Origin of the sequence: Bordetella bronchialis (assembly GCF_001676705.1) — a bacterium.
GTDB classification, from domain to species: domain Bacteria; phylum Pseudomonadota; class Gammaproteobacteria; order Burkholderiales; family Burkholderiaceae_B; genus Bordetella_C; species Bordetella_C bronchialis.
Window position 1 is genome coordinate 4,746,403 of sequence record NZ_CP016170.1, and the last position, 15,968, is coordinate 4,762,370.

Consider the following 15,968-nt stretch of genomic DNA (forward strand, 5'->3'; position numbering starts at 1 on the left):
AAACGGAAACGCTTGCTTGGCGAAGCAGCAATTTTCAATGGCATCGCGGACGCTTACGATGCGGGCATATGACCGCCTGCCTTGCCGCGCCATGAACCCGCCCGACCCCGCCCTGCTCGAACGCCTTGCCGTCAACGGCCGCGACTACGCCTATGTCGCGCTGCGCCGCCTGCTGCCGGCCGACCGGCTGGCCGCCCTGCCGTACTCGGTGCGCCTGCTTATCGAGAACGTCGCGCGCTGCCAGCCCGATGCCTTGCCCGCCGTCCTGGCGCGGGCGCAGGGACGCGGCCCGGCCTGCGAAGTCCCCTTCTATCCCAACCGGCTGATGTTCCACGACACGACCTGCCTGCCGGCCCTGGCGGACTTCGCCGGCATGCGCGACGCCGTGGCCGAACTGGGCGGCGATCCGGCGCGGGTCAATCCCTCGATCCCCGCCGTCCTGACCATCGACCATTCCGTCATCGTGGAGCACTACGACGAAGCGGACGCGGTGCGGGCCAACCTGGACATCGATTTCCGCCGCAATGGCGAACGGTATCGCTTTATCCGCTGGGCCGAACAGAGCCTGGACAACTTCAAGGTGATCCCGCCCGGCACCGGCATCATCCACCAGATGAATATGGAGGCGCTGGCCGAGGTCGTGTGCGAGACCCGCACCGCCGATGGCGCACACCTGCTGCATCCGGACGATATGGTGGCGACAGACAGCCATACGCCCATGATCAACGGCATCGGCGTGCTGGCCTGGGGCATAGGCGGGTTGGAAGGCCAGGCCGCCCTGCTGGGCGAACCGGTCCCCATCGCCTTCCCGGAAGTCGTCGGCGTGCGGCTGGAGAACCGCCTGCCCGCCGGCGTCACGGCCACGGACCTGGCGCTGACGCTGGCGCGCATCCTGCGCGCCCACGGCGTGGTGGGCAAGTTCGTCGAGTTCTTCGGCCCGGGCCTGTCCACGCTGGGCTGGGCGGCGCGCGCCACCGTGGCCAATATGGCGCCGGAGTATGGCGCCACCGTCATGTTCTTTCCCTTCGATGACCAGGCCATGGACTTCCTGGTCCTGTCGGGGCGCCCGCCGGCCCACCGCGAACGCGTGCGCGCCTATCTGCAAGCGCAAGGCTTGTGGCGGCGCGACGATATGCCGGCGCCCCGCTTCGATGCCGTCATCCCGCTGGACCTGGCGTCCGTGCAGCGCAGTGTCGCCGGGCCGCACCAGCCGCACGAACACCAGCCGCTGGCGCGCGCGGGCGCGTCCTTCAGCGAGCGCCTGGGCGTGGCCCGGGCCGCATCCCTGCCGGCGGACCGGCCGGTGGACGGCGCCGTGCTGGTGGCGGCGATCACCAGCTGCACCAACACCGCCAATCCCCTGCTGATGCTGCAGGCCGGCCTGCTGGCGCGCCGCGCGCGCCAGCGCGGCCTGCGGCGCCGGCCCTGGGTCAAGACCTCGCTGTCGCCCGGTTCCCGCACCGTCGGCGACTATCTCGCCCAGGCCGGCCTGATGCAGGACCTGGAAGCCCTGGGCTTCGGCCTGGTCGGCTTCGGCTGCATGACCTGTATCGGCAATTCCGGCGCGCTGGCGGCCGCCGCGGACACGCTGGTGGACCAGGGCCTGCGCGGCGTGGCCGTGTTGTCGGGCAACCGCAATTTCGAAGGCCGCGTCAATCCCAGGCTGCCGGCGGGCTACCTGGCCTCTCCCGCCCTGGTGGTGGCCTATGCCATCGCCGGCAATATCGGTATCGACCTGGAACACGAGCCCGTGGGCACGGACACGGCGGGCCGGCCGGTATGGCTGCGCGACATCATGCCCACCGACGAGGAAGTCGCCGCGCTGGCGCGCGAGGTACTGCGGCCCGAACTGTTCCAGCGGCGCCTGGAAACGCTCTGGACCGGCACGCCGCATTGGCGGGCCCTGTCGGCGCCGGCCAGCGTCCGCTATGGCTGGGATCCGGATTCCACTTACCTGCGGCGTCCGCGCTACCTGGAAACCGTGGCCGCACGGCCGGCTCCCCTGGCGGCCTTGCGCGATGCCCGCGCGCTGATGGTGTTCGGCGACAACGTCACCACGGACCATATCTCCCCCGCCGGGGCCATCCCGGCCGCCAGCGCGGCGGGGCAGTGGCTGCTGGCGCGCGGCGAGGCGCCGGAAGACCTGAACCAATACTCCACCCGCCGCAGCAACCACGAGGTCATGCTGCGCGGGGCCTACACCAACAAGGCCGTGCGCAACCGCCTGGTCGGCGAGCGCGGCGGCGCGGGCGCCTGGGCCTGGGATGCGGACCGGCGCGAGGTACTGCCCGTCTACGACGCGGCCGCCACCTATGCCGCGCGCGGCATTCCCTTGCTGGTGTTCGCCGGCTGGAACTACGGGGCCGGCTCCAGCCGCGACTGGGCGGCCAAGGCGCAGGCGCTGCTGGGCGTGCGCGCCGTGGTGGCCCGCAGCTTCGAACGCATCCACCGCAGCAACCTGATCGGCATGGGCGTACTGCCGCTGGTCTTCACCGGACCGGCGCACGCGGACACGCTGGACCTGGACGGCAGCGAGCACTTCGACCTGCTCGGCCTGGACGGCCTGCGGGTGGGCGATAACACGCTGACCCTGTGCGTCCGCCGCGCCGGCGGCGGCCAGGACGATATACCGGTGTCGCTGCGCCTGGACGCGGAGCAGGAAGTCCGCTACCTGCGGCATGGGGGCGTGCTGCCCTATGTCGTGCGCAAGTTGGCCTTCGGCCAGGCGCGGCCATGAACCACCATGTCTACGTGGGCTGCCGCACCACGCGTGAACGCAATGCGCGCGGCCGCGGCATCACCGTCTGGCGCCACGACGCCGCCAGCGGCGCCTTGCGCCTGGTGCAGGAAGTCGACGGCCTGGTGAATCCCTCCTACCTGGCCTTGGGACGCACGGCGCGCGTGCTCTATACCGTGCACGGCGATGCCAGCGAAATCAGCGCCTATCGCATCGACCCGCACAGCGGCCGCCTGGCCTTCCTGAACCGGCGCGCCACCGAAGGCCGCAATCCCGTGCACCTGGCGGTGTCGCCCGACGGCCGCCACATCGTCGTGTCCAACCACCTGAGCGGCACGCTGGCCGTGCTGCCGCTGGCCGAGGACGGCGCGCTGCTGCCTGTCAGCCAGACGCTGGCCCTGCACGGCGAACCCGGCCCGCACCGCGTCGAGCAGCCGCATGCCAAGCCCCACTTCAACCCCTTCGACCCCACGGGACGCCATGTGGTCGTACCCGACAAGGGGCTGGACCGCATCTTCAGCTTCCGTTTCGAGGACGGCCGGCTGTCGCCCGCGGCCGCGCCTTGCGTGCCGGCGCGCGAAGGCGCGGGCCCCCGGCACATCGCGTTCCACCCGTCCGCCCCCCTGGCTTATGCGGTCAACGAACTGGATTCCACCGTCACGGCCTATCGCCACGAGGCCGCGACCGGCGCGCTGACGCCCTTCCAGGTTCTGCCCACGCTGCCGGACAGCTGCACCGGCAACAGCCGCGCCGCCGCCATCGCCATCGACGCGCGCGGCCGCCACCTGTATGCCTCCAACCGAGGCGACGACAGCATCGCGTTGTTCCACATCGAGTCCGCCGGCGGGCGCCTGCGCTTCATCCGCGCCTATGGCACCGGCGGCCGCACGCCACGCTTTTTTACGCTGGACCCGCAAGGCCGCTTCCTGTACGCCGCCAACGAGGACAGCGACACCATCGTCGCCTTCCACGTCGACGCGGCCAGCGGCGAACTGACGCATGCCGGCATCGCGGCGGAGACCGGCAGCCCGGTCTGCATGGTGTTCCGCCAGGCATCGCCCTAGACCGCGCCGGCTTTGGAATGGCTTCATCGACAAGCCACATTGAACCGGGATCGCACCCGGAGGAGACACATCATGACCCGCCTTATCCCGCGCCTGCGCGCCACCCTGGCCATCGCCGCCGCGCTGCTGGCCCTGCCCCAAGCCGCCCGCGCGGCGAACGACTATCCCGCCATGCCCGTGCGGCTGATCGTGCCGTATACGGCCGGCGGCGGCGTGGACCTGATCGCGCGCCTGATGGCCGAGCGCCTGCACGACACACTGGGCCAGTCCATCATCGTCGAAAACAAGCCCGGGGCCAGCGGCATGATAGGGGCCAACTACGTGGCCAAGGCCAAGCCGGACGGCTACACCATCCTGCTGTCGGCGGCGGGGGAAATCGTGGTGAATCCCTCGCTGTACAAGGAAAAGATGATGTTCGACCCGTCGCGCGAACTGGCCTCGGTGACGCTGGTCGCGCGCATCCCCAATGTGCTGGTGGTCAATCCCTCGGTCCCGGCGCGCACGCCGGCCGAACTGCTGGCGTATGCCAGGTCGCAGCCCGGCAAACTGACTTTTTCCTCCAGCGGCGTGGGCAACCTTCAGCATGTATCGGGCGCGCTGCTCGATCGCATGGGCGGCATCGACGTGCGCCACATCCCCTACAAGGGCGCGGCGCAGCAGATCGCCGACGTGGTGGCCCAGCACGTCACCATGACCTTCACCAGCGTCGCGGCGGCCATGCCCTTCATCAAGAGCGGCCAGGTGCGTCCCATCGCCGTCACGTCCACGCACCGGCTGGAGGCGCTGCCCCAAGTGCCGGCCTTGTCGGAGACCCCGGCGCTGGGCGGCTACGAGGTCGTCAACTGGTTCGGCCTGTTCGCGCCGGGCGCCACGCCGGCCGCGATCCTGGACAAGCTGAACCAGGCCGCCGTGGCGGCGATGAAAGACCCGCGCCTGCTGCAGGCGCTGAAGGACCAGGGCGCGGAACCGGCCCCCGGCTCGCGCCAGGACTTCGACGCCTTCCGCCGCGCCGAGACCGCGAAGTTCGCCAAGGTCATCGCGGACACCGGCATCACGCTGCAGGAGTGATCGACCCTTACCTGCCCGCCACGGCGGCGGCGCGCCGCCATTGCGCATCGTCCATGGCCAGCCTGAACCCCAGGTGGGACATGCTGTTGTAGGGATCGGTGCCGCGGCGTGCGCTGGGCCGGTAGCTCAGGCAATACGTTTCGTCGCACAGGAACGAGCCGCCGCGCGTAACGCGCTTGGGTGCGTTGGCCGGGACGCCCGCGTCGTAGGGATCGTAGCTGTCGGCCGGACCGCGCGGATCGACCAGGGTCTTGCCGCTGGCGGCCTGGCGCTGGAACTGGTCGTAGCGATACCAGTCCGCCGTCCACTGCCACGCGTTGCCCGTCATGTCCGACAAGCCGTAGCCATTGGGCGGATAGGTGCCCACCGGGCTGGTTCCCGGCGCGGTCCGCGACGCCGGATCCGTGACGGGAAAAGGCCGTGGCTGCTGTCCCCGCCATACGTTGGCCATCTGTTTGCCGCCGGGCGAGAACTCGTCCCCCCACGCATAGGTGGCCTGATCCAGGCCGCCGCGCGCGGCGAACTCCCATTCCGCCTCGGTGGGCAGGCGCTTGTGCGCCCATTTGGCATAGGCTTCGGCGTCCTCATACGAGACCTGCACGACGGGATGGTCGTCCTTGCCATCGATATTGCTGGCGGGTCCCAGGGGATGCCGCCAATCCGCGCCCGGCACATAGCGCCACCAGCGGCCGACGTTATCCAGCGCCACGGGGCCGGACGTGCCCACGAATACCATCGCGCCCGGCACCAGCGCGGCATCGGGGGGCCTGGGCGTGCCGGGCGGCAACTGCACGCGCAGTGTTTCCCATTCCGGCTTGCGCTCCGCCGTCGTAACATAGCCGGTGGCCTCGACGAACTTGCGGAAATCCGCATTGGTCACGTGGTGCCGGTCTATCCAGTATCCATGCACCATGACCGGATGCGCCGGCCGCTCGTTCGGCTGTGCGGGCCGCGCGTCGCTGCCCATCATGAAGGTCCCGCCGGGCACCCACACCATGCCGACGGGCCCCTTCACACCGTCGCCGGCACGGATCTCCGGCGCCTGCGGGGCCTTGGATATGCGCAAGGCGGCGGCGGCGCCGCCGATGCCCAGCACGGCGACCAGCGCCAGCGCCAGGGTGCGCTGCTTGTAGAGTGGCTTCATGGCTCAGGTCTCCGCATCGGTTTCCGCGCACACAGGCCTTATTGGCCCACGTGCGATTCCATGGCCCGCTGGATCTGCTCCTTGACCGCGTCCAGGTTGAACGTCGCGCCCCGCTGCATGGGCGGGAACTCGAGCGCGGTCTGCGCCAGTTCCGCGATCTCTTTCTGCACGAACTGGAAGCGCCAGAACTGATAGACGAACCAGCTGTAGAAATGGAGCGACCCATTGGCCCCATTGGGAATGCCGGTCCGTTCGAACGGGTCCAGCCGCAGGTTGACAAGGATGGGCCAATCGACCTTGATCGTCCCGCCCAGCCAGCCGTTGGGCTGGTCGGTGAAGCGGTACTTGTAGTCGTCGATGCGCACGGCCGACAGCGTGCTTTCCGTGAAATAGATGACCTCGTGCCGCGCCGACGGCCCCTGGCCGGTGATCAGCGAGGTTTGGTCGTAGCCGTCCAGGTGCACCTTGTAGGTCCGGTCGCCCATCACCTTGCCGTTCTTCAGCTCGTCGATGATGCCGGGGTTGCCCGCCGCCGCCACGAACGTCGGGAACCAATCCATGCCGGAGAATATCCCGTTCTCCACCTTGCCGGCCGGGACCTTGCCAGGCCAGCGCAGTATGGCCGGCACGCGGAAGCCGCCTTCCAGCGCCGTGCCCTTGCCGCCCGCGAACGGCGTCTGCCCGCCATCGGGCCAGGTGAAGTTCTCGGCGCCGTTATCCGTCGTGAAGACGACGATGGTGTTCTGGTCCACGCCCATGTCCTTCAGCTTCTTCAGCACCAGGCCGACATCGTCGTCCAGCTGCGACATGCCCGCCTCCGACACGGACCAGCCGTTCTCGGCGTTGCGGCGCGACTCGTATTTTTCCGACAGGTGCGTCACGACGTGCATGCGGGTCGGGTTCAGCCACAGGAAGAAGGGCTTGCCGTCCTTGTTCGCCTTCTCGATGAAGGCCAGGGCCTTGTCGCGGATCTCATCGTCGACGGTTTCCATCCGCTTGGGATATAGCGGGCCGGCATCCTCGATTTTCTGTTTGCCTATCTTTCCCCAGCGAGGCTGGACCGTGGCGTCGTCCGTCGTGGTGGCCCAGGTGTGCAGCATGTTGCGCGGGCCGACCAGATCCTTGAGCTCCTGCGGGTAGTTGGGATGAGCCGGATCCTCCATCGCGTCCAGGTGGTACAGGTAGCCGAAGAACTCGTCGAAGCCATGCACCGTCGGCAGGAATTGGTTCAGGTCGCCCAGATGGTTCTTGCCGAATTGTCCGGTGGCATAACCCATGGCTTTCAGCGCGGTGGCGATCGTCGGCGCCTGGGCGGGCATCCCTATCGTCGATCCGGCCTGGCCCACCGTCGTCAGGCCGGTGCGTATGGGCAGCTCGCCCGTGATGAAGTTCGCGCGGCCGGCGGTGCAGCTGGCCTCGGCGTAATAGTCGGTGAAGCGCATCCCTTCTGCCGCGAGCTGGTCCAGGTTGGGCGTCTTGCTGGCCATGATGCCCTGGTGATAGGCGCCGATGTTGAACCAGCCGATATCGTCGCCCATGATGACGACGATGTTGGGCGGCTTGGCCGCCGTCTGGGCTAGTCCCGGCGTGGCGATCGCCCACAACAGGGCGGCCGGGACCAGCAAGCGTGCTAGGGATCGTGGCTTCATATCAGGGCTCCTCGACGGTTGTCCTTGGAGGAAGCCGAAGCCGACGCACTGACGCAACCCGCCGATTCCGCTTCCGTATCCACAGCGTCTGGGTGATGCGGGGTATGGCGGGCTGGGTGAAGCGGCGGCCGCAAAAGGATGGCAACGCCGCACGGCGGGATATCCTTCGCCGGGGTGACCAGATTAGGCAGGGCTTACGGCCGATTTCCACGTCGTAAACCCGGACGTAATCCGAACGTGCATCTCCGAAATCGCGATGCCGGCGGCCGGCGCGGTCCGCGCGAGGCGGCCGCCCGGCTATCCCGGCTACCTGTTCGCGCTACGTATGGGCCGCCACCCACTGCTCCAGTTTGCGCAGCCAGATCGCGTCCACCCGTCCCGCGTTGCCGTCGGAATGGCCGGCGGCGTGGGGCGTGGCGATGACGTTCGGCATATGCCATAGCGGCGAGGCGGCATCCAGCGGCTCGTGCTCGTAGACGTCCAGATAGGCGCCGCCCAGGTGGCCGGATCGCAGCGCGGCGATCAGGTCCGCCTCCACCACGACTTCGCCGCGGGCGACGTTGACCAGGTGGGCGCCCTTGGGCAGCAGGGCCAGCGCGCGGGCGTCGACCAGGCCGCGCGTGCGGTCGCTCAGCGGGCAGGCCAGGATCAGCCAGTCGGCGCGCGGCAGCAGCGTGCCGATGTCCTCGAAAGACGCGGTTTCGATGGGGCTGTCGCCGGCGTCCTCGATGGGCGCGGCGCTGCTGCGCACCACCGCGATGCGCAGGCCCAGCAGCCGCAGCACGGCGCCCAGGCGCTGGCCGATACTGCCCCAGCCCACGATGACCGCGGTCTGTCCCGCCAGGTCGCGCGGCACCTCCAGTTCGGTCGCCTTCAGCCAACGGCCCTGGCGCTGGGCGTCGAGCAGGACGTGCATGCGGCGGTTCAGCGCCAGCAGCCCGGCCAGCGCGGTCTGCATCACCGGTTCGGAATTGGCGCCGGCCGAGGCGCTGACCTCCACGCCGCGCGCCTTCAGCTCGGGAAATATCGGGCGGTCCAGTCCGGCCGAATGCACGTGCACCCAGCGCAGGCCGGGCGAAGCGCGCAGCGATTCATAGAAAGCCTGCAGGGATTCCATCACTACGTGCTTGGTCGACGCCCCCGTGACATCGCGCGAGATAAAGGCGATGTCCACGTCGCCATGCGCATGGCCCAGGGTGGGCTCGGCGATGCGCAGCTCGTACGGACGACCGTCCATGATGCGCGCGACAGGCTCGCGCAGGCGTTCAGCGGTACTGCGGGACAGCAAGATACGTATCGTCATGATGACTAGTGTTATGGCACCTATCGTTACCTGGAAAGGCTCCCCATCCGCCTATTCTTACGCCGGCTGCGGAGCGGCCGCATCGATCGCACCGCTGCGCGCTCGCGTCATCGTGATGGACGGCGCCGCGGCCTCGGGCGCCGACATTATCGCGCGATCCCTTTTTTCCAACAGGAGTGATACGAATGAAAGTACGCAATCATGCCCGCGCGGCTTTGCTGGCGGGCATGCTGGTGGCCGTGTCCGGCGCGCCCGCGCTGGCCCAGGGCCTGGACCTGAAAGGCGCCCTGGGCGGGCTGGGTGGATTGGGCGGATCCGGATCGGCTTCGGGCGCGCCGACGTCCGGCAGCCTGGGCAATGCCGCCGGCATCCTGGAGTACTGCATCAAGAACAAGTACCTGTCCAATGGCAGCGCGTCGTCGCTGAAGGACCAGTTGATGAGCAAGCTCACCGGCAGCACCGGCCAGCCCGCGCAGAAAGACAGCGGCTATCTCTCGGGCGCCAAGGGCATCCTGCAGACCGGCACGGGCAACAGCCTGGACCTGAGCGGCGATGGCCTGAAGGCCGCGGCCGCGGGACAGGTCTGCGATACCGTCCTGGAACAGGCCAAGTCCTTCCTCTGATCGTTCCCCGCACGCCGAGCAACGACGCCACGCCGGGCAGACCGGCCCCGCGCGTCAACGCCCGTGCGTCAATTCCTTGCCCGCGCCGCGCGGCATGCGCGCCGTCACCGGGATGGACGCGGCGGAAAACAATCCCAGCACAAGGAACGCCGGCCAGAAGTCCGTCCAGACAATTTGCGCGTGACCCTGCACGGAATGGGAAACTTGCAACACGATGCCCGCCACCGTCACGCCCAGGCCCAGCGACATCTGCTGGATCACGCTGGCCACGCTGGTCGCGCGGCCGACGTCGATGCTGGCGATCTCCGCATACGCCAGCGCATTGAGCGCGGTGAATTGCAGCGACGGGAAAATGCCGCCGAACAGCACGATCACCCAGATCGTCACGCGCGACATCTCGGGGTGGAACACCCCATAGCTGGCCAGCGCCACGCCCGCCAGCGCCGCATTCACCATCAGCACCGGGCGAAAGCCGAAGCGCCGCAGCAGGGGCTGGGCCAGCGTCTTCATGAACAGCGCGCCGAAGGCCGAGGCGCAGGTGATCATGCCGGCCTCGAAGGGCGTCATGCCCAGTCCTTCCTGCAAGGCCAGGGGCAGCAGGAAGGGCACCGCGCCCAGGCCGATGCGAAACAGCGAACCGCCCATCACGCTGGTGTGGAAGGTGGGGATGCGCAGCAGGCGCAGGTCCAGCAGCGGGTTGCGGGCGTGCCGCGCGTACAGCACGTATAGCGCGGAAAACAGCACGCCCAGGCCGCACATCGCCGCGGCGGCCCGGTCGCTGACGACGTCGCTGCCCACCAGCGACATCCCCAGCATGAACAGCGAGCCGCCGGCCGCGGACAGCACGAAGCCCGGCCAGTCCAGATGGCCGGGCTCGGTATCGCGCACATCGTCGATATACCGGTTGGCCAGGTAGATGCCCAGCAGGCCGATGGGCACATTGATGAAAAACATCAGGCGCCAATGCAGATACGTGGTGATGAAGCCGCCCAGCAGCGGTCCCACGACGGGTCCCAGCAAGGCAGGCACAGTCAGGTAATTGACCGCCCGCACGAAATCCGCGCGCGCCACGGAGCGGAAGATGATGATGCGGCCCACCGGCACCATCATCGCCCCGCCTATGCCCTGCACGAAGCGCGCCAGCACGAAGGTGAACAGGGACTGCGCGCCCGCGCACAGCAGCGACCCCGCCACGAATACGCCGATGGCCGCGCGGAACACGGTGCGCGGGCCGAAGCGGTCGGCGACCCAGCCGCAGATGGGGATGAACACGCCCAGGCCCACCACATAGCTGGTCACGGCGAGCTTCAGGGTGATGGGGTCTTCGCCCAGGTCGCGCGCCAGCGAAGGCAGCGCCGTGACCAGCACCGTGGCGTCGAGGTTCTCCATGAACAAGGCGCAAGCCACGATGAGCGGGACAATGAATGCACCGAGGGCAAGCGGCATGGCGGAACGACGCGGGGGGAGTCAGCGATGGAGCGAGATTATGACATTCCCCCGCGCGCATTCCGTTCAGCCCGCGGTCAGCGTGGCGCGGGCCGCGCCGCGCTCACACGCCCGAACGCACGCCGCGATGCAGGTGATCGCGCGTGTACGGCGCATCCTGCCCCGACAGCGCCAGCGCCAGCGCGACCACGACGTCATGCGTGCGAACCTTGGGCGCCACGGAAACGCTGGCCATGGCCGAGAGCAGGAAGGCGAGCGCCACCGCGCTCGCGCGCAGGCCAAGACGGCCGGCGGGCCAGCGGGCCAGTACGATGCCCGACACCATGCCGCCTACCGCCAGGCCCAGGATGACTTCCGATACCGAATGCGCGCCCAGCACCAGGCGCGAGATCCCGATCGACAGCGCCAGGCCGGCGCCGCCCCATGCCAGCACGGCGGCGCGGCGCCGCGTATAGCGGTTGCCGATGGCATAACCCAGCACCGGATACACCGCGGCCGACACCATGGAGTGCCCGCTGATGCCGGTGAAGTCGATGGCCGCCCACCCTATGCCCCAGCCCAGGAAGGCCAGCTTGGACACCAGCACCGCGGCCCCCGCGATCGCGAAGGCCCACAGCCAATTGAAGGCCGGCGGGCGATCCGACATCGCCACGAACACCATCGCGACCAGCGCCGCCGGCAATACCAGGCGCGACTCGCCCATCGCGGAAACCGCCATCCAGAAACCGTGCATGCCTCACCTTATGCGCTAACGTCACAAGGGGCCCGTCGACGGGCCCAAGCATGCGATGGAAGCACATCCCGGCTCGGCTGCCTATCCCCTATCGGCCGGATGGCGCGGCGGGATCCTCCCATGGACCTACGCATGCGGGGTGGCGCCGCTCATGCGGCGCCGCCGGACGTCTACCAGCCAGCCTTGTACCGGGCGTACAAGGCGATCACGTCGCGCACGTACTGCTGCGTCTCCGCGTAGGGCGGGATGCCGTCGTACTTCTGCACCGCGCCCTGCCCCGCGTTGTATGCCGCCAGGGCCAGGTCCAGGCGTCCGGGATACTGGTCGATAAGGCTGCGCAGGTGGCGCGATCCGGCCTGCACGTTGGTCGCGGGATCCACCAGGGCCCGTTCGACGTCCGGATCGCTGAGCAGCGCCGCCGCGGTGCGCGGCATCAGCTGCATCAGCCCCAGGGCGCCCTTGGGCGAGCGCGCGTCCTTGCGAAAGCCGGATTCGACCGCGATCACCGCGCCCAGCAGCGCGCTGTCCAGCCCATACTGGGCCGCGGCCTTGGCGATGACGCCGCGATAGTCCTCCAGGCCGCGATGCGCGCTAAGGGCGGCGACCCGGCCCTCGTCCGCCTCCGGCTCCGCCCGCGCCACCGTGGCGGTGCGGGCCGCCCCGGCCGGGCCGGCCACCCGCAGGCGCGGCGCGCACTGGGCACAGCGCGCGGCCGCGCGGGCCTGCGCCCGCGTGTAGTACTTGGACATGCCCTTGTCCACCGTCATGCTGCGCCAGACGCCAAAGGGATCCTTGTAGCGGTAGACCTCGCCCGCCCCGGCATCCTTCGCCATCATCGACAGCCCGAGTCCCAGCGCCATGGAGGCCAGGAAAAGCCATCGTCGCCCGTCGCATTCCGCGCTGATTCGCCATTGTTTTCTCATGGTCCTCGTGCTTGGTGCGGAGGCCATCCGCGCAGCCGCGGCCCCTGCGGCGCAGGCGCGCCGCCACGTCTCTCCCCCGGCCCTCGATATTGGGCCAGGCCGGCGCGGGCTGTCTTCTGCCTTGACGCACTAGCGCATCGAGCCGAGCACTAGGTCGGATGGAGGGCCGCGATCAGGCCCGGCGCATGAAGCCGAGATCACGGTTACCGAAATTGCGCAGATGTGGGAAAACGTCGTCCAGGGCGCCCGCGCCGGCGCCGAACCAGGCGCCCAGCGTCGCGCCGAACTCTTCCACCGAGGTACTCGGCAGCAGGCGCCCATGGTCCACATAACCGGGGCCTTCGATGTCCCATTCGGGCTGTGTGCCGTAGAAGCGGCCGCCGCGCACGGCGCCGCCCAGGATGAAGTGATGGCCGCCCCAGCCATGATCGGATCCGTCGCCGTTGGAGACCAGCGTGCGGCCGAATTCCGAGGCCGTGAAGGTCGTGACGCGGTCCTCCACGCCCAGGGCCGCCATGGCCTGCTGGAAGGCCGCCAGCGCGCCGCCCAGTTCGCGCAGCAGCCCGGGATGCGTGCCGTTCAGGCCGTCGTGGTTGTCGTAGCCGTTCTGCGAAACGAAGAACACCTGCCGCCTCACGCCCAGCGCCTGCCGCGCGGCGATCATGCGCGCGACGATCTTCAGCTGCCCGCCCAGCGGCGTGCCGAAATCCCCCTGTACCGCCACGCCTTCCAGGGCGCTGCGCAACTGCGTATCGGCGCGGATGGAGCGGTCCAGCGTGGCGGCGATCTGCTGCTGGAACAAGTGCGGCCCGGGCCGGGTCAGCAGCGCGCGCAGCAGATCGGTGCACGCCGTGGAGCCATAGGTATCGCGCTGCAGGAGTTCGATCGGCGTGGAACCGGCCGGGCTGACGCGGTAGGCGGAGACGTGGCGGCCAGACAGCCATAGCGCGGTACCGCCCGCCGTGACATTGGCGAAGGTGCTATGGCCGTTGCCGGCCGCGAACAGGTCGGCCAGCCGCCCGGCCCAGCCGGAGGACGCGCCTTCCGGCGCCAGGCCCTGCCAGTAGGATTGCTGGTCGTTGTGCGAAAAAAGCTTGGGCGGCATGGGCACGCGCGCGCCGATGTATTCGGCCTTGGTGGTGGGCACCACCATGGGGCCGACGTTCAGCTGTACCGCCAGCACGCCGCGTTCGAACAGCGGCTTGAGCGGCGCGAGCGACGGCGCCAGCGCGTAGGCGCGGCCGGCGGCGCCATCGTCCGCGGATGCGCCGCGCGCGGCCGGCCGGCGCAGTACCGTCGCTTCCAGCTTGTCGCGCGCCAGCGCGATATCGGAGCGGATGCGGAAGTAGCGGGCATGGCTTTCCGCGTCGTAGGGCACAACGGTGTTGTACGGGTCATTGCCGCCGTACAGGAAGACGCATACCAGGGCCTTGTAGTCTTCGCCGGCCATGTCTGCCCGGCCCGCCGGCGCCGCTTGCGCGGCCGCTTCCGCGGCCGCGGCAAGGCGCGTGGCCAGCGGCATGGCGCCGCCCGCCACGCCGGCCGCGCCCAGGGCCGCGATGCGCTGCACGAACTCGCGGCGGGAAGAGGATGTCGTCATCGCTGCACCAGATAGTCGGGCGTGGCGGCCACCAGCGTGATGGCGGCGCGCACGCGGTCGAGCGGGCGCCCGGCGGGTATGGTCGCGACCGCCTGGGCGATGGCCGCCGCCGTATCGCGATCGAACACGTCGCCCGCCATCAGCAGCACGATCCGATCGACCAGGGCCTGCGTATCGCCCGCGATGGCGGCTTCCGCGGCGTAGGAGGTCTGCAGGTCCTCCCATCCGCGATCCACGTAGATGGCCACGAAGTTCAGATAGCCGGCCACGCTGGTCTCGTCGGTGATCTGCAGCTCGGGCGCCACCATCCCGCGCGCGGCGATGGGACTGCCCGGCGGCGTATAGCGCGGCCGGAAAAAATTGAACACCGACGCGGACCGCATGGGGCTTTGCGCCAGCCTGATCGTGTTGTCGGTGGTATCCGGCATGGCCCACTTGCCATTGTTGGAGGTCGCGCCGAAGGCTCGCGCCCAGGCGGCGAAGCGCACGATGGGTTCGCGCACCTTGCCCCAGGTGGGCGACGCCAGGTCCGGGAAGCGTGCCTCGCGGTCCAGCAGGATGGCGCGGACCACCGCGCGCAGGTTGCCGCGCCGGCCGCGGCCGTCGTCGGCGAATACGGCCGCCACCCGTCCGACGTAGGCGGGACTGGGATTGCTGGTCACCAGCCGCTGGATCAGCTGCGTGCCGATGAACGGCCCGACATTGGGATGCGCGCACAACACGTCCAGGGCCTTGTTCAGGGATGCGACGCCGCCGGTGCCGGCGGGGATCGTGGCGCCCAGGAAGCGCTTCTCCGCCATGGAGTGCAAGGCGGGGTTCAGGGCCATGGGCCGGCGGTGGAAGGCGACGTTTTCCTCGCTGCCGTTCAGGTCCCAGCCGGTGAACACCTTGGCCAGCCCGCGCACGTCGTCGTTGGTGTAGGTTTCGACGGGCTTGCCGTCCACCAGCCTGGGGGTGCCATCCGGGTTCAGCTCATACAGGCCGATGGTGAACAGCTGCATGACTTCGCGGGCGTAGTTCTCGTCCGGTTCGCGGCCGGTGCGCGGATCTTCCTTGCGATTGCCGCGGTAGGTCAGCATGCAGCCCATCGACAGGTTCAGCGTGACGGCCCCGAGCAAGGCGCGGAAGTCGCCCAGCCCGTGTTCGGCCAGGATGTCCATGAACGAGGCCGCGCCGAACAGCGGCCAGTTGGCCGTGATGGACGACACGCCGACCACGAAGATCTCCGACAGCGCGAAGGCGGTGCGGGTGCGCACCTGGTCGGGCGCCGAAATGAACTTGCGCCACAGCGTGGATTCCAGGGGCGCATTGATGCCGTTGCCCTTGTTGGCCTCGTTGTCCGCGCGGATGGACAGCAGCCAGTCGAAATGGGTTTGCGAGGGCGGCATGTCCAGTTGCTGGTCCAGCCACGCCGCATAGCCCATGCGGACCACGCGGTCGATCTCCGCCGGTGTCGGCCCGAAGGTGGCCTGGGCCAGGAAACGCGAGGCCTGCCCCGGCGTGGGGCGGGGATAGTCATTGCCCAGGGAAGCGGGATCGGCGCGCGGCGGCCGGGAAGCGGTCACGGACATGGCGGCATCGAAGCTACGACCCGGTCACCTTAGCCGCATCGCAGCATGCCCACAATCCGTACGCTTGGCCTAGGGGGTGCCACGGGCTACGCCATAGGGATTAAGAC

General features: G+C 69.1%; 12 protein-coding genes. 4 read left to right on the forward strand and 8 right to left on the reverse strand.

The window, feature by feature from the left end; translation table 11 throughout:
• Positions 1-58 precede the first annotated feature (58 nt).
• The 3 genes from acnA (at position 59) to BAU06_RS20905 (ending at position 4,869) form a co-directional block, all read left to right on the forward strand.
• Positions 59-2,737 (forward strand): aconitate hydratase AcnA, encoded by a 2,679-nt coding sequence (gene acnA, locus BAU06_RS20895; RefSeq protein WP_197509351.1) that lies wholly within the window; start codon positions 59-61, stop codon positions 2,735-2,737.
• A complete protein-coding gene (locus tag BAU06_RS20900; RefSeq protein ID WP_066354844.1) occupies positions 2,734-3,801 on the forward strand; it encodes a lactonase family protein in 1,068 nt (355 codons plus the stop codon). The genes acnA and BAU06_RS20900 overlap by 4 nt, the downstream gene beginning before the upstream one ends.
• Positions 3,802-3,873: 72 nt before the next feature.
• Positions 3,874-4,869 carry a tripartite tricarboxylate transporter substrate binding protein gene (locus BAU06_RS20905; protein ID WP_066354848.1) on the forward strand — a complete coding sequence of 332 codons (996 nt, stop codon included), beginning with the start codon at positions 3,874-3,876 and terminating at the stop codon, positions 4,867-4,869.
• A gap of 7 nt (positions 4,870-4,876) precedes the next feature.
• On the opposite strand, the gene BAU06_RS20910 is transcribed toward BAU06_RS20905, so the two are convergent.
• The 3 genes from BAU06_RS20910 to BAU06_RS20920 all read right to left on the reverse strand — a co-directional run bounded on the left by BAU06_RS20910 (position 4,877) and on the right by BAU06_RS20920 (position 8,965).
• Positions 4,877-6,013 (reverse strand): formylglycine-generating enzyme family protein, encoded by a 1,137-nt coding sequence (locus BAU06_RS20910; protein ID WP_066354849.1) that lies wholly within the window; start codon positions 6,011-6,013, stop codon positions 4,877-4,879.
• Positions 6,014-6,051: 38 nt separating this feature from the next.
• Entirely contained in the window at positions 6,052-7,662 is a 1,611-nt protein-coding gene (locus BAU06_RS20915) for an arylsulfatase (protein ID WP_066354851.1), read from the reverse strand.
• A gap of 319 nt (positions 7,663-7,981) precedes the next feature.
• Complete coding sequence (locus BAU06_RS20920; RefSeq protein WP_066354853.1) at positions 7,982-8,965, reverse strand: D-2-hydroxyacid dehydrogenase; 984 nt, start codon at positions 8,963-8,965, stop codon at positions 7,982-7,984.
• Between the two features lie 185 nt (positions 8,966-9,150).
• On the opposite strand from BAU06_RS20920, the gene BAU06_RS20925 reads away from it, so the two are divergent.
• Positions 9,151-9,588 (forward strand): DUF2501 domain-containing protein, encoded by a 438-nt coding sequence (locus BAU06_RS20925; protein WP_066354857.1) that lies wholly within the window; start codon positions 9,151-9,153, stop codon positions 9,586-9,588.
• Between the two features lie 54 nt (positions 9,589-9,642).
• Here BAU06_RS20925 and BAU06_RS20930 read toward each other — a convergent pair whose 3' ends face one another.
• The 5 genes from BAU06_RS20930 to BAU06_RS20950 form a co-directional block, all read right to left on the reverse strand.
• Positions 9,643-11,034, reverse strand: a complete 1,392-nt coding sequence (locus BAU06_RS20930) for an MFS transporter (protein WP_066354858.1) — start codon at positions 11,032-11,034, stop codon at positions 9,643-9,645.
• A gap of 103 nt (positions 11,035-11,137) precedes the next feature.
• A complete protein-coding gene (locus BAU06_RS20935) occupies positions 11,138-11,767 on the reverse strand; it encodes a phosphatase PAP2 family protein (RefSeq protein WP_066354860.1) in 630 nt (209 codons plus the stop codon).
• A gap of 170 nt (positions 11,768-11,937) precedes the next feature.
• Positions 11,938-12,690 (reverse strand): lytic transglycosylase domain-containing protein, encoded by a 753-nt coding sequence (locus BAU06_RS20940; RefSeq protein ID WP_066354862.1) that lies wholly within the window; start codon positions 12,688-12,690, stop codon positions 11,938-11,940.
• A 172-nt stretch (positions 12,691-12,862) separates the two neighbouring features.
• A complete protein-coding gene (locus BAU06_RS20945) occupies positions 12,863-14,290 on the reverse strand; it encodes a DUF1501 domain-containing protein (protein WP_066354864.1) in 1,428 nt (475 codons plus the stop codon).
• On the reverse strand, positions 14,287-15,861 hold the full coding sequence (locus tag BAU06_RS20950; RefSeq protein ID WP_066354867.1) for a DUF1800 domain-containing protein: 1,575 nt from the start codon (positions 15,859-15,861) through the stop codon (positions 14,287-14,289). The genes BAU06_RS20945 and BAU06_RS20950 overlap by 4 nt, the downstream gene beginning before the upstream one ends.
• Between the last annotated feature and the right edge of the window lie 107 nt (positions 15,862-15,968).